Annotated in this window: 10 protein-coding genes; 7 read left to right on the top strand and 3 right to left on the bottom strand. The window is 68.6% G+C overall.

Annotated elements, in window-relative coordinates; all coding sequences use genetic code 11:
• The first annotated feature begins 105 nt into the window (after positions 1-105).
• Together AC067Z_RS09950 and AC067Z_RS09945 are read left to right on the top strand one after the other, a co-directional pair.
• Complete coding sequence (locus tag AC067Z_RS09950) at positions 106-1,017, top strand: RecB family exonuclease (protein WP_478788986.1); 912 nt, start codon at positions 106-108, stop codon at positions 1,015-1,017.
• A gap of 13 nt (positions 1,018-1,030) precedes the next feature.
• Positions 1,031-1,702, top strand: coding sequence for a response regulator (locus tag AC067Z_RS09945; protein ID WP_478788985.1), 672 nt, complete (start codon positions 1,031-1,033; stop codon positions 1,700-1,702).
• A gap of 134 nt (positions 1,703-1,836) precedes the next feature.
• On the opposite strand, the gene AC067Z_RS09940 is transcribed toward AC067Z_RS09945, so the two are convergent.
• The 3 genes from AC067Z_RS09940 to metH form a co-directional block, all read right to left on the bottom strand.
• The gene (locus tag AC067Z_RS09940; RefSeq protein WP_478788984.1) at positions 1,837-3,438 is read right to left on the bottom strand and encodes an ABC transporter substrate-binding protein; all 1,602 of its coding nucleotides are present in this window, start codon (positions 3,436-3,438) and stop codon (positions 1,837-1,839) included.
• 510 nt (positions 3,439-3,948) lie between these two features.
• The gene (locus tag AC067Z_RS09935) at positions 3,949-4,650 is read right to left on the bottom strand and encodes an HAD family hydrolase (protein ID WP_478788983.1); all 702 of its coding nucleotides are present in this window, start codon (positions 4,648-4,650) and stop codon (positions 3,949-3,951) included.
• Positions 4,651-4,759: 109 nt separating this feature from the next.
• Complete coding sequence (metH, locus tag AC067Z_RS09930; protein WP_478788982.1) at positions 4,760-8,269, bottom strand: methionine synthase; 3,510 nt, start codon at positions 8,267-8,269, stop codon at positions 4,760-4,762.
• 251 nt (positions 8,270-8,520) lie between these two features.
• Between metH and AC067Z_RS09925 the strand changes: the two genes are divergently transcribed.
• From AC067Z_RS09925 to AC067Z_RS09905, 5 genes are all read left to right on the top strand, one after another.
• Positions 8,521-9,285, top strand: coding sequence for an IclR family transcriptional regulator (locus tag AC067Z_RS09925; RefSeq protein WP_478788981.1), 765 nt, complete (start codon positions 8,521-8,523; stop codon positions 9,283-9,285).
• A gap of 231 nt (positions 9,286-9,516) precedes the next feature.
• Positions 9,517-10,308: an MIP/aquaporin family protein gene (locus AC067Z_RS09920; protein WP_478788980.1), complete on the top strand. Its 792-nt coding sequence runs from the start codon at positions 9,517-9,519 to the stop codon at positions 10,306-10,308.
• Between the two features lie 52 nt (positions 10,309-10,360).
• Positions 10,361-11,890 (top strand): glycerol kinase GlpK, encoded by a 1,530-nt coding sequence (gene glpK / locus AC067Z_RS09915; RefSeq protein WP_478788979.1) that lies wholly within the window; start codon positions 10,361-10,363, stop codon positions 11,888-11,890.
• Positions 11,891-11,902: 12 nt separating this feature from the next.
• Positions 11,903-13,528, top strand: coding sequence for a glycerol-3-phosphate dehydrogenase/oxidase (locus tag AC067Z_RS09910; protein ID WP_478788978.1), 1,626 nt, complete (start codon positions 11,903-11,905; stop codon positions 13,526-13,528).
• A gap of 213 nt (positions 13,529-13,741) precedes the next feature.
• Positions 13,742-14,413 (top strand): FadR/GntR family transcriptional regulator, encoded by a 672-nt coding sequence (locus AC067Z_RS09905; protein WP_478788977.1) that lies wholly within the window; start codon positions 13,742-13,744, stop codon positions 14,411-14,413.
• Positions 14,414-14,419 lie beyond the last annotated feature (6 nt).

Below are 14,419 nucleotides of genomic sequence, written 5' to 3'. Positions count from 1 at the left end.
CCAAGGCTCTTCGCGCTGGTGCTGCTCACTCGATCATGCACGTGCGAGGGTCTGTCGTCGATGGTATGCCGCTCGCTGTCAGTGGCGGGCCGTAGGGTCTGAGTCATGAGTACGAGCCAGCAGCCCGTCGGCGGGCGGCCCGCCGCTGCCGCGGAGCCGCCGTCCGCCGCGGAGCCGACGTCGCTGTCGCCTTCCCGCGCAGGCGACTTCATGCAGTGTCCCCTGTTGTACCGCTTCCGAGTCATCGACAGGCTGCCCGAGAAGCCGAGCGAGGCGGCGACGCGCGGGACGCTGGTCCATGCGGTGCTGGAGCGGCTCTTCGACGATCCCGCGGCGGACCGCACGGCGCCGCGGGCGAAGGGGATGATTCCCGGCCAGTGGAACAGACTGCTGGAGACGAAGCCCGAGCTGGGCGAGCTGTTCGCCGACGACGCCGACGGCGAGCGGCTGACCCGCTGGCTGGGCGAGGCGGAGCAGCTGGTGGAGCGGTGGTTCTCGCTGGAGGACCCGACGCGCCTGGAGCCCGCCGAGCGGGAGATGTTCGTGGAGACGGAGCTGGAGTCGGGGCTGCGGCTGCGCGGGGTGATCGACCGGGTGGACATCGCGCCGACGGGCGAGGTCCGGATCGTCGACTACAAGACGGGCAAGGCGCCCCGCCCGGAGTACAGCGAGGGCGCCCTGTTCCAGATGAAGTTCTACGCGCTGGTGATCTGGCGCCTGAAGGGCGTGCTGCCGCGCCGGCTGCAGCTGGTGTATCTCGGCAGCGGCGACATGCTGACGTACGACCCGGTGATGGCGGACCTGCAGCGGATGGAGCGCAAGCTGCTGGCTCTGTGGGAGGCGATCCGGGAGGCGACGCGGACCGGCGACTGGCGACCCCGGCCGACCAAGCTGTGCGGCTGGTGCGATCACCAGTCGGTCTGTCCGGAATTCGGCGGCACTCCCCCGGTTTATCCGCTGAGCATTTCCCCGGCCGCCTCGCCGGAAGATGGTCAGGGCAGAATGGGCCCGGTCTAAAGAAGGAGTACCCGTGGCTATCCGCGTCCTACTGGTCGACGACCAACCGCTGCTGCGCACCGGCTTCCGCATGATCCTCGAGGCGGAGCAGGACATTGCGGTGGTCGGCGAGGCCGGGGACGGTCTCCAGGCTCTGGACCAGGTACGGGCGTTGCAGCCCGATGTGGTGCTGATGGACATCCGGATGCCCCGGATGGACGGTGTCGAGGCGACCCGTCAGATCACCGGCCCCGGGCGGGACGGCCCGGCGAAGGTCCTCGTGCTGACGACCTTCGACCTCGACGAGTACGTGGTGGAGGCGCTGCGCGCAGGCGCGAGCGGCTTCCTGCTCAAGGACGCCCCGGCCAATGAGCTGGTCCAGGCGATCCGTGTGGTGGCCGCAGGCGAGGCGATGCTGGCGCCGAGCATCACCCGCCGGTTGCTCGACAAGTACGCGGACCACCTGCCGTCGGGCGAAGAGCCGGTTCCGGACACTCTGAACACGCTGACCGAGCGTGAGGTGGAGGTGCTCAAGCTGGTCGCACGCGGCCTGTCGAACGCGGAGATCGCCGCGGATCTCTTCGTCAGCGAGACCACCGTCAAGACCCACGTCGGCCATGTGCTCACCAAGCTGAGTCTGCGCGACCGCGTCCAGGCCGCGGTCTACGCGTACGAGAGCGGTCTCGTGCGGCCGGGCGCCCAGTAGGTACGCCGAGCGACTGGGCAACATCACGGGCGGCACGCGCAGCTCACGTCGTACGGGCCGGGGCCCGGCGGTCGGCTTTCGCCGCCGCCGGGCCGCGGCCCGATTCGGTTTCTGTGCGTGCCGCTGCCCGCCGCTCAGGCGCCGCTGCCGCGGGCCAGCTCCCACAGCTGCAGGTCGGAGCTGGTGTTGAGGGCCCACTCGACACCGGTGACGTCGTCCCGGGCGGCGACGTACTGCTTGCCCTGCCACAGCGGCAGCACCGGTACGTCGTTCGCGACGATCTCCTGGATCTTCTTGAACGCCGGCCCGGCCGCGGCGCGGTCGGCCTCACGACGCGACTGCGGGATGAGGTTGCGGGCCTCCTCGCTCACGTACGGCGAGTTGAGGAAGTTGCCCTTGTCCAGGAACGGCGCGGTGTAGTTGTCCGGGTCCGGGAAGTCGGGGAACCAGCCGAGGCCGTAGACCGCGTAGTCGCCGCGCTTCTGCGCGGGGCGGAACTTGGACCACTCGGTGCCCTTGATGGTGACGTCGAAGAGCTTGGTGGCGTTCAGCTGGTTGCGCAGCGCCTCGAACTCCTTGACCGTGCCCGGACCGTAGTGGTCGGTGGTGTAGTTCAGCTCCAGGTCGACGGGGGTGCTGATACCGGCGTCGGAGAGGAGGTCCGCGGCCTTCTGCCGGCTCGGCTCGCCGTACTTGTTGTAGAACGAGTTCGTGTGCCCGGCGATGCTCGTCGGGATGAGCGAGTAGAGCGGCTCGGCGGTGGAGCCGTAGACCTGGCCGGCGATCTGGCCGCGGTCGACGACGGCCGCGATGGCCTGCCGCACGGCCTTGTCCTTCACCGACGGGTCGTTGGTGTTGAAGCCGAGGTAGCGGATCTCCAGGCCGGGCACCTCGGTGAGCGCGATGCCTTCCTTGGGGCTCACCGACAGGGTCTCGATCTGCTCCGGCGACATCGCGCGGGTCATCAGGTCGATGTCCCCGGACTCGAGTGCCTTGCCCATGGACTCGGCGTCGGCGAAGGACCGCAGCTCGACCTTGTCGTTGTGGAGCTTGATGTCGCCCTTGTAGTTCGGGTTCTTGGTGAAGACGACCTTGGTGATGTGCTCGCCGTCGGTCTCGGGCTTCATGGTGTACGGGCCGCTGCCGTCGGCCTGGAAGCCGTCGCGGAGCTTCTTGCCGTCGTACTTCTCCGGGCTGACGATCGCCGCGACGGGCGTCGAGAGCTTGTACGGGAAGGTGGCGTCCGGCGTGGAGAGGTGGAAGATCACCTCGTTGTCGCCCTTGGTCTCGATCGTGTCGATGTTCGAGAGGAGGGCGGCCGTACCGTTGTCGGCGTCGATGTCGAGGACGCGCTGGATGGAGAACTTGACGTCCTCGGCAGTCACCGGGGTGCCGTCGGCGAAGGTCAGCCCGCTGCGCAGCCTGCAGCGGTAGCTCTCGCTCGCGGTGTCCGTGAAGGTGCAGGACTCGGCCGCGTCCGGGACGGGGTCGCCGCCGCCGCGCGGGGAGTGCATCAGCGTCTGGACGGTCTGCCGCAGCACGTTCCATGCGCCGGTGTCGTAGGCGTAGGCGGGGTCCAGCGGGGCGGGAGAGTCGCTGTTGGCGACGAACTGGTCCGTGGTGCCCACGACTATGGCATCACCGCCGCCGGACCCGCCGTCCGTACTGCCGCAGGCGACGAGCACGGGCGCGAGCAGGCCGATCATGGCCAGCGGCACCAAAGTCTTACGGTTCATCCTGGACGTTCTCCCTCATCCATCCGGCACTGGGATTCAGCGATGCGTGCAAGTCACTCCGCCGCTTCCGCCCGGTCGGGGCGGCGCGATCGGGCCGGGGATACAGTGCGATCGGTCCTGTGTTTCCGGCGGCTTGGTGGCCGACGGAGACACCACGGTGATGCGGCGAAGTTCTCGCCACGAGATTAGTCGGCGACGCCAGGAAAGCGTGAACGGGCCCGAGTTGAGGCGTAATCACTGAGTGATCACAAACGCCTGCATGCAGCACGTCACAGTTGCGGAGATTCCATGCCCTCCGCTAACAAAACGGGCATGACAGAGCGCCCGATAGTGGCCGAACAGGGCATCGATGCGTCATGACCGCGCGCCGGATACAGCACTGACAGTGACGAACGTCACGCGGTGGCACGGATTATCGATTACCGACGAGTAATCCGTGCCGTCACGGAAAATGCATGAACGGATGCCCTGAGTTTTCCGCGCATTCGAGAAACACGGACAGTACACGTATCAGTGCGGTGCAGTGATCAGAGTGCGCAGAAAAACAAGGTCGACTTCTTCGAGGGACTGAACGACGATTCGGCCCGCCGCGGGCTGGATCGGCGCCACGGACGGCACGGCCACGACCCGGCAGCCCGCGGCCTCCGCAGCCGCCACGCCCGTCGCCGTGTCCTCGACGACAGCGCATCGCGCCGGCTCGGCGCCCAGACCGCGGGCGGCGAGGAGGTAGGGGTCGGGGTGCGGTTTGGTCCGGGGCACCTCGTCGCCCGCGACGGACAGCGCGAAGCGGTGCGGGCCGAGCGAGGCGAGGATGCGGTCGATGATGCGGCGGTGCGAGGCGGAGACCAGCGCCGTGGGCACGTTGTGCGCGGCGAGCTCGGCCAGCAGGCGCTCCGCTCCCGGCATCAGCGGCACCCCGCGGCCGATACGGTCCTCGAACTTGTCGTTCAGCAGCACGGTCAGTTCGGCGAGGGTGATGTCCGCGCCCGTGGCCTCGATGAGGTAGCCCGCGCTGCGCGTCATCGGGCCGCCGACCACGACGTCCCGCCATCCCTCGTCCAGCCGGTGTCCGAGGTCGGCGAAGACCTCCACCTCGGCGTCCCACCAGAAGCCCTCGGTGTCGACCAGGGTGCCGTCCATGTCGAGGAAGACGGCCTGCAGTGCGGCGCCATCGGCCGGACGGGTCAGGGACGCGGGGACCGTGCTGGTCATTGGCACACCTCCATGAGGGACGAGAAGGCCGGTCACCCTTCCTGCGGCTTTTCCGCGGGGACAGGTGACCGGCCTGCTCACTGGACCGACCAGTGTACGACTCGTCCGATCAACGTGCGTTGAAATACTTCGCCTCGGGGTGGTGGATGACGATCGCATCCGTGGACTGCTCGGGGTGCAGCTGGAACTCCTCGGACAGCTGGACGCCGATCCGCTCGGGTTCGAGCAGCTCCGCGATCTTGGCGCGGTCCTCCAGATCCGGGCACGCTCCGTAACCGAGCGAGAACCGTGCGCCCCGGTACTTCAGCGCGAACATGTCCTCCACGTCCGCGGGGTCCTCGCCGCCGAAGCCGAGCTCGGAGCGGACGCGGGCGTGCCAGTACTCGGCGAGCGCCTCGGCCAACTGGACGGACAGTCCGTGGAGTTCGAGGTAATCACGGTAGGAGTCGGCCTCGAAGAGCTTGGCGGTGGCCTCGCCGATCCTCGATCCGACGGTGACGACCTGGAGGCCGACGACGTCGGTCTCACCGGACTCCTCCGGCCGGAAGAAGTCCGCCAGGCACAGACGGCGGCCGCGGCGCTGACGCGGGAACGAGAACCGGGTCCGCTCCGAGCCGTCCTCGTTCAGCAGGATCAGATCGTCGCCCTTGGAGACGCAGGGGAAGTAGCCGTAGACGACGGCTGCCTCCAGCATGTTCTGCGTGTGCAGCTGGTCCAGCCAGCCACGCAGCCGCGGCCGGCCCTCCGACTCCACCAGCTCCTCGTAGGAGGGACCGTCACCGGCGCGGGACTGCTTCAGCCCCCACTGGCCCTTGAACAGGGCGCCTTCGTCCAGCCAGGAGGCGTACTCCTTGAGCTGGATGCCCTTGACCACCCGGGTGCCCCAGAACGGAGGCTCCGGCACAGGGTTGTCGGTCGCGACGTCGGAGCGTGCCGTGCCTTCCTCGGGGCGCTCCTCGACGACCGTCGTGGCGGCCCTGACCCTGCGCTGCTTGAGTTCGGGGAGCACGGCGCCGGGAACACCGCGCTTGACGCCGATGAGGGCGTCCATAAGGCGCAGGCCCTCGAACGCGTCGCGGGCGTAGCGGACCTCGCCCTCGTAGATCTCGTGGAGGTCCTGCTCGACGTAGGCACGGGTGAGGGCGGCGCCGCCGAGGATGACGGGGTAGTCGGCCGCCATCTTGCGCTGGTTGAGCTCCTCCAGGTTCTCCTTCATGATCACCGTGGACTTGACCAGCAGACCGGACATGCCGATCACGTCGGCCCGGTGCTCCTGCGCAGCGTCGAGGATCGCGGAGACGGGCTGCTTGATGCCGAGGTTGACGACGTTGTAGCCGTTGTTCGACAGGATGATGTCGACCAGGTTCTTGCCGATGTCGTGCACATCACCGCGGACGGTGGCGAGCACGATGGTGCCCTTGCCCTCCGCGTCGGACTTCTCCATGTGCGGCTCGAGGTGGGCGACCGCGTTCTTCATCACCTCGGCGGACTGCAGCACGAACGGCAGCTGCATCTGGCCGGAGCCGAACAGCTCACCGACGACCTTCATGCCCTCCAGCAGCGTGTCGTTGACGATGTCGAGGGCCGGACGGTCCTGGAGCGCTTCGTCGAGATCGGCCTCCAGGCCGTTCTTCTCGCCGTCGATGATGCGGCGCTGCAGGCGTTCCTCCAGCGGCAGCGCGAGCAGCTCCTCCGCCCTGCCGGCCTTCAGCGACTTCGTGTTGACGCCCTCGAAGAGCTCCATCAGCTTCTGCAGCGGGTCGTAGCCCTCACTGCGCCGGTCGTAGATGAGGTCCAGGGCGGTGGTGACCTGCTCCTCGTCGAACCGCGCGATGGGAAGGATCTTGGACGCGTGGACGATCGCCGAGTCCAGGCCGGCCTTCACGCACTCGTCGAGGAAGACGGAGTTGAGCAGGATCCGCGCGGCCGGGTTCAACCCGAAGCTGATGTTCGACAGACCGAGCGTGGTCTGCACTTCCGGGTGACGCTTCTTCAGCTCCCGGATGGCCTCGATCGTGTTGATGCCGTCCTTGCGGGACTCCTCCTGGCCGGTGCAGATGGTGAACGTGAGCGTGTCGATGAGGATGTCCGACTCGTGGATGCCCCAATTGCCCGTCAGATCGTCGATGAGCCGCTCGGCGATGGCCACCTTGTGCTCAGCCGACCGGGCCTGGCCCTCCTCGTCGATCGTCAGCGCGATCAGAGCAGCGCCGTGTTCCTGCGCCAACCGGGTGACCTTCGCGAACCGGGACTCGGGCCCGTCCCCGTCCTCGTAGTTGACGGAGTTGATGACGGCACGCCCGCCGAGCTTCTCCAGACCGGCCCGGATCACATCGACCTCGGTCGAGTCCAGCACGATCGGCAGCGTCGACGCGGTCGCGAACCGGCCGGCCAGCTCCTCCATGTCCGCCACACCGTCCCGGCCGACGTAGTCGACACACAGGTCGAGCATGTGCGCGCCCTCGCGGATCTGGTCCCGGGCCAGCTCGACACAGTCGTCCCAGCGGGCCTCCAGCATCGCCTCACGGAACTTCTTCGACCCGTTCGCGTTCGTCCGCTCACCGATCGCCATGTAGGCGGTGTCCTGGCGGAACGGAACGTGGGCGTAGAGCGAGGCGGCACCGGGCTCCGGACGCGGGTCACGCGCCGACGGCTGCGCACCCCGAACCCGCTCCACCAGCTGGCGCAGGTGCTCCGGCGTCGTACCGCAGCAGCCACCCACCAGGGAGAGGCCGTAGTCGGTCACGAACTGCTCCTGGGCGTCGGCCAGCCCTTCCGGACCGAGCGGGAAGTGCGCCCCGTCCTTGGTGAGCACCGGCAGGCCGGCGTTCGGCATACAGAGCAGGGGGATGCGGGAGTGGCGGGTGAGGTAGCGCAGGTGCTCGCTCATCTCCGCCGGGCCGGTGGAGCAGTTCAGGCCGATCATGTCGACGCCGAGCGGCTCGAGCGCGGTGAGTGCGGCGCCGATCTCGGAGCCCAGCAGCATGGTGCCGGTCGTCTCGAAGGCCAGCGAGACCAGCAGCGGAAGGTCGGCCCCGGTGGCCTCCATGGCGCGGTGGGCACCCAGGATCGCGGCCTTGGTCTGCAGCAGGTCCTGCGTCGTCTCGACGATGAGCGCGTCCGCGCCGCCAGCGATCAGGCCCTCGGCATTCTGCTGGAAGCCGTCCCGGAGCACGGTGTACGGGGCGTGCCCCAGCGTCGGGAGCTTGGTACCCGGACCGATGGATCCCAGGACCCATCGCTGCTGCCCGGTGGAGACAGTGAACTCGTCGGCCGCCTCGCGGGCGATCCGTGCACCGGACTCGGAGAGCTCGTACACCCGCTCGGGGATGTCGTACTCCCCCATGGCGGAGTGGTTGGCACCGAAGGTGTTCGTCTCCACGCAGTCGACGCCGACCTCGAGGTAGGCGGAGTGCACGGAGCGCACGATGTCCGGACGGGTGACGTTCAGGACTTCGTTGCAGCCCTCGAGGTCCTGGAAGTCCTCGAGCGTCGGATCCTGCGCCTGCAACATCGTGCCCATTGCCCCGTCCGCCACCACCACCCGGGTGGCGAGCGCTTGGCGCAACGCATCGATACGGGTCCGGCTGTCAGCGGAGGGGGTCGGCAGCGAGGCCATGGATGTGCTCCCTGTTGTGCGACGGCTGTCGGCTTTGCGTCTTCCACTGGAAGGCGCACGGAGCCAGAGTAGCCGTGCGGACCGCTCCGACGTGGAGGTGTCCCACGGGCCGGACGACCGGCATGTCTCCGGACGTCTGCGGGCTGCATCACGAGGGTTTGCTCACGCGATACTCAGTCTGCCGTGACCCAGGTTGGCATCGACCGATAGTGTTCAGCATTGTCGAACCGTGTTGGAGAAGGGCCGATCCGATGGCGAAGAACATCCAGTCACTGGAGCGGGCAGCGGCAATGCTGCGGCTGCTCGCGGGCGGAGAACGCCGGCTGGGCTTGTCGGACATCGCGTCGTCACTGGACCTGGCCAAGGGTACGGCCCACGGCATCCTGCGCACCCTGCAGGCGGAGGGTTTTGTCGAGCAGGACGCCGCATCCGGCCGCTATCAGCTGGGCGCCGAACTGCTGCGACTGGGCAACAGCTATCTGGACGTCCACGAGCTCCGCGCCCGCGCGCTGGTCTGGACCGACGACCTGGCCCGCTCCAGCGGCGAGAGCGTTCACCTCGGCGTACTGCACCAGCACGGCGTGCTGATCGTGCACCACGTCTTCCGGCCGGACGACAGCCGACAGGTCCTCGAGGTGGGGGCCATGCAGCCGCTGCACTCCACCGCCCTCGGCAAGGTCCTCTCCGCATACGACCCGGTGGCTCACACGGAGTCGCTGGAGGTCGACCGGAAGGCGTTCACACCGAGGACGGTGACGGACATCGAGGAGTTCGAGTCGATCCTCGACCACACGCGCGCGCGGGGGTGGGCGGCCGACGTGGAGGAGACGTGGGAGGGCGTGGCCGCCGTCGCCGCCCCGATCCACGACCGGCGCCGCATGCCTGTGGGCGCCATTGCCATCACAGGCGCCGTGGAGCGGGTCTGCAACAGCGGAGAACTGCGTTCCGACCTGGTCGCAGCGGTGCGGGACTGCGCACGCGCCGTGTCCAGGGACCTCGGCGCCGGGCGTTTCTGAGCTACGAGGCGCATCATCGGGTAACGATCCGGTTTTGGGTGACACAACCCTTGACGGCGTCTTTATCAGGGTACAAAACTGCCGTTCACCGGTCGGCATTGTCGAACGACTAACGGCAATAAGCGCTAGAGTGTGACAACGCCAGACCGGAAACGCCCTCACTGAGGGCGCGGACCACCGGAGGGACCCGGGGTTCGCCTTCCCCCTGGACGAAGGACAAAGGAGTCGCGGGTGTCCAACTCCGACATCTTCATCGGCGAGATCATCGGTACCGCCGTACTCATCCTGCTCGGTGGTGGCGTCGTCGCCGCCGTCGTGCTCAAGCGCTCGAAGGCGCAGAACGCCGGCTGGCTGGCCATCACCTTCGGGTGGGGCTTCGCGGTCATGACCGCGGTCTACATGACGGGCACGCTGTCCGGCGCCCACCTCAACCCGGCCGTCACCGTCGGCATCGCGATCAAGGACAACGACTGGGGCAACGTCCCGATCTACATCGCAGGTCAGATGATCGGCGCCATGATCGGTGCGGCTCTGGTCTGGATCGCCTACTACGGCCAGTTCCACGCGCACCTCACCGACCGCGAGATAGTGGGCGACCCGGCCGACAAGGCCATCGAGGGCCCCCACAACGAGAACGCCGGCCAGGCCGGCCCCGTTCTCGGTGTCTTCTCCACCGGTCCCGAGATCCGTGTCATCTGGCAGAACCTCGCCACCGAGATCATCGGCACGGTCGTGCTGGTCCTGGCGGTACTCACGCAGGGCCTCAACGAGAGCGGCAAGGGCCTCGGCCCGCTCGGCGGACTGATCGTCGCCTTCGTCGTGGTCGGCATCGGTCTCTCGCTCGGCGGCCCCACGGGTTACGCCATCAACCCCGCCCGTGACCTGGGCCCGCGCATCGTGCACGCCCTGCTCCCGCTGCCGAACAAGGGCGGCTCCGACTGGAGCTACGCCTGGATCCCTGTCGCCGGTCCGCTGATCGGTGCTGCCATCGCAGCGGGTATCTACAACATCGCGTTCGCCTGAGCCGTATCAGCTGCACGAGCCGTATACCAAGAGACCTGAGCAGGAGCAGACCGTGACCGACGCACACACCACCGGACCGTTCATCGCGGCCATCGACCAGGGCACCACCTCCAGCCGCTGCATCGTGTTCGACAAGGACGGCCGGATCGTCTCGGTCGACCAGAAGGAGCACGAGCAGATCTTCCCGAAGCCGGGCTGGGTGGAGCACGACGCCGCCGAGATCTGGACCAACGTCCAGGAAGTCGTGGCCGGCGCCATCGAGAAGGCGGGCATCACCTCCGCCGACGTCAAGGCGATCGGCATCACCAACCAGCGCGAGACGACGCTGCTGTGGGACAAGAACACCGGCGAGCCCGTCCACAACGCCATCGTCTGGCAGGACACCCGCACCGACGCGCTCTGCAAGGAGCTCGGCCGCAACGTGGGCCAGGACCGCTTCCGTCGTGAGACGGGTCTGCCGCTGGCCTCCTACTTCGCCGGCCCGAAGGCACGCTGGCTGCTGGACAACGTGGAGGGTCTGCGCGAGCGGGCCGAGCGTGGCGACATCCTCTTCGGCACCATGGACTCCTGGGTCATCTGGAACCTGACCGGCGGAGTCGACGGCGGCGTCCACGTCACCGACGTCACCAACGCCTCGCGCACCATGCTGATGAACCTGCACACCATGGAGTGGGACGACAAGATCCTGCAGTCCATGGAGGTCCCGGCCGCGATCCTGCCGGAGATCCGGTCCTCCGCAGAGGTGTACGGGCTCGCCAAGGGCGGCGCCCTGGACGGCATCCCGGTCGCCTCCGCGCTCGGCGACCAGCAGGCGGCCCTGTTCGGCCAGACCTGCTACGCGAAGGGCGAGGCCAAGTCCACCTACGGCACCGGCACCTTCATGCTGATGAACACCGGTGACGAGCCGGTGAACTCGTACAACGGCCTGCTGACCACCGTCGGTTACCGCATCGGCGACCAGAAGGCGGTGTACGCCCTCGAGGGCTCGATCGCCGTCACCGGTTCGCTGGTGCAGTGGATGCGCGACCAGATGGGTCTGATCAACTCCGCCGCCGAGATCGAGACCCTGGCGTCCTCGGTCGAGGACAACGGCGGCGCGTACTTCGTACCGGCCTTCTCCGGTCTGTTCGCCCCGTACTGGCGCTCCGACGCCCGCGGTGTGATCGCCGGTCTGACCCGGTACGTCACCAAGGCGCACATCGCGCGCGCCGTGCTCGAGGCCACCGCCTGGCAGACCCGCGAGATCACCGACGCCATGACGAAGGACTCCGGCGTCGAACTGACCGCGCTCAAGGTCGACGGCGGAATGACCTCCAACAACCTGCTGATGCAGACGCTCTCGGACTTCCTGGACGCACCTGTCGTGCGCCCGATGGTCGCCGAGACGACCTGCCTCGGCGCCGCCTATGCCGCCGGCCTGGCCGTCGGCTTCTGGCCGGACACCGACGCGCTGCGTGCCAACTGGCGCCGGGCCGCCGAGTGGACCCCCCGCATGGACGCTGACAAGCGTGAGCGCGAGTACAAGAGCTGGCTCAAGGCCGTGGAGCGGACCATGGGCTGGCTCGACGACGAGGAAAACTGACGAGGAGTAAGAATGACCACCCTGCAGAGCGTCCCTTCCTCCGGGGCGCGCCCGGCCTCCGGCTCGACTGTGTCCTCCTTCAAGGCAGCGAGCCGCGCCGAGACCCGGGAGCAGCTTTCCACGGCGACGTACGACCTCCTGGTGATCGGCGGCGGCATCCTGGGCATCTCCACCGCCTGGCACGCCGCGCAGTCCGGGCTGCGGGTGGCTCTGGTGGACGCCGGCGACTTCGCCGGCGCCACCTCCTCCGCCTCGTCCAAGCTCCTCCACGGTGGTCTGCGCTACCTGCAGACCGGCGCGGTGAAGCTGGTCGCGGAGAACCACTTCGAGCGGCGTGCGGTCTCTCGTCAGGTGGCGCCGCACCTGGCGAACCCGCTCACCTTCTACCTGCCCGTCTACAAGGGCGGCCCGCACGGTGCGGCGAAGCTCGGCGCGGGCGTGTTCGCCTACTCCGCGCTCTCCGCCTTCGGTGACGGCGTCGGCCATCTGCTCAGCCCGGCCAAGGCCGCGGCCGACGTGCCGGAGCTGCGCACCGACAACCTCAAGGCCGTCGCGGTCTACGGCGACGACCAGATGAACGACGCGCGCATGGCGCTGATGACGGTCCGCGCGGCCGTCGAGTCGGGCGCGACCGTCATCAACCACGCCGAGGTCACCGGGCTGCGCTTCACCCGCGGCCGGGTCACCGGGGCGGAGCTCAAGGACCGCACGGACGGCACCGAGTTCGGTGTCGACGCCCGTCTGGTGCTGAACGCGACCGGCCCCTGGGTCGACCACCTGCGCAAGATGGAGGACCCGGACGCGGCTCCGTCCATCCGCCTGTCCAAGGGCGCGCACCTCGTCCTCAAGCGCACCTCCCCCTGGAAGGCCGCGCTCGCCACTCCGATCGACAAGTACCGCATCACGTTCGCCCTGCCCTGGGAGGACATGCTGCTGCTCGGTACGACCGACGAGGAGTTCGAGGGCGACCCGGCGGACGTCGCGGTCACCGAGCAGGACACCGCGCAGATCCTGGACGAGGCCGCGTTCTCGATCCGCGACCAGCAGCTGTCGCGCGATCTGATCACGTACTCGTTCGCGGGCCTGCGGGTACTGCCCGGCGGTCCCGGCGACACCTCCAAGGCCAAGCGCGAGACGGTCGTCACCGAGGGCCGCGGCGGCATGCTGTCGGTGGCCGGCGGCAAGTGGACGACCTTCCGTCACATCGGCCGCACCGTTGTGAACAAGCTGGCCGCCCTGCCCGGCCGGCCGCTCGCGGAGGACATGGAGCCGATCGCGCAGTTGCCGAAGAAGATTCCGCTGCCGGGTATCGCCAACCCGAACGCGGTGGCGCACCGGCTCCTCGTCGACGGCGGCACGCCCGGCCCGCGCATGGCGGCGGACACGGCCCGCCACCTCGCCACCCACTACGGCTCGCTGTCGTTCGACATAGCCCGGCTGGCGAGCGAGAACCCGGCACTGGCCGAGCGCATCCACCCGGACGCGCCGGAGATCTGGGCGCAGGTCGCCTACGCGCGCGACCACGAATGGGCCGAGACGGCGGACGACGTGCTGCGGCGCCGTACGACGCTGACCATCCGCGGCCTGGCGACGGACGAGATCCGCGGTCGGGTGGAGGACATGCTCGGCGACCGCTGATACACCGTGTGTCAGGGGCGGCCCACGGGGGTGCCGCCCCTGACACATGTCCCGACACCGCCGGGCCGCGCCGCCCGGAAGGGACGGCCGGAGGGGACGGCCGCTCCTCGCCGGTTCGGCGAGGAGATCGCCCCGATCGTGCGGAAGGGGGTCCCGAGCGGCCTCCGGGCCGCATAATGGGGGCGATACATCGGATGTCTGGAGGGGTCGCCTGTGGCTGTCACCGACGAGGCCATCGAGAAGATCAAGGGAATGATCGTCTCCGGCGCGCTGCGCCCGGGCGACCGCCTGCCCAAGGAGAGTGAACTCGCCGCGGAGCTGGGCCTGTCGCGCAACTCGCTGCGCGAGGCGGTGCGGGCGCTCTCCCTGATCCGCATCCTCGACGTACGGCAGGGCGACGGCACCTATGTGACGAGTCTCGACCCGCAACTGCTGCTGGAGGCGCTGAGCTTCGTCGTCGACTTCCACCGGGACGACACGGTGCTGGAGTTCCTGGCGGTGCGGCGCATTCTGGAGCCGGCGGCCACGGCGATGGCGGCGGCCCGGATCAGCGAGGACGAACTGGCCTCGCTGAGCGATCAGCTGGACGCGCTGGGCCCGCAGCCGTCGGTGGAGGAACTGGTCGCGGCAGACCTCGAGTTCCACCGCGGAATCGTGCAGTCCGCCGGGAACTCCGTACTGTGCTCGCTCCTCGACGGCCTGTCGGGCCCGACGACGCGGGCCCGGATCTGGCGCGGCCTGACCCAGGAGGACGCGGTCAGCCGCACGCTCCACGAACACCGCGCGATCCTGTCGGCACTGCGGGACCGCGACGCGGAGGCGGCGAGGTCGTGGGCGACAGTGCATGTGGCGAGCGTGGAGCAGTGGCTGCGGTCGACGCTGTAGCGGCGC

The sequence above is a fragment of the Streptomyces sp. NPDC043812 genome (assembly GCF_056436245.1).
The sequence above is the reverse complement of the archived record's forward strand: the minus strand, read 5'-3'. Positions and strand labels throughout refer to the sequence as shown.

Coding starts and splice junctions, on each gene's coding strand:
- AC067Z_RS09925 (WP_478788981.1), top strand. CDS start 8,521: ATGGCGAAGAACATCCAGTCACTGGAGCGGGCAGCGGCAATGCTGCGG.
- AC067Z_RS09940 (WP_478788984.1), bottom strand. CDS start 3,438: ATGAACCGTAAGACTTTGGTGCCGCTGGCCATGATCGGCCTGCTCGCG.
- metH (WP_478788982.1), bottom strand. CDS start 8,269: ATGGCCTCGCTGCCGACCCCCTCCGCTGACAGCCGGACCCGTATCGAT.
- AC067Z_RS09935 (WP_478788983.1), bottom strand. CDS start 4,650: ATGACCAGCACGGTCCCCGCGTCCCTGACCCGTCCGGCCGATGGCGCC.
- AC067Z_RS09950 (WP_478788986.1), top strand. CDS start 106: ATGAGTACGAGCCAGCAGCCCGTCGGCGGGCGGCCCGCCGCTGCCGCG.
- AC067Z_RS09910 (WP_478788978.1), top strand. CDS start 11,903: ATGACCACCCTGCAGAGCGTCCCTTCCTCCGGGGCGCGCCCGGCCTCC.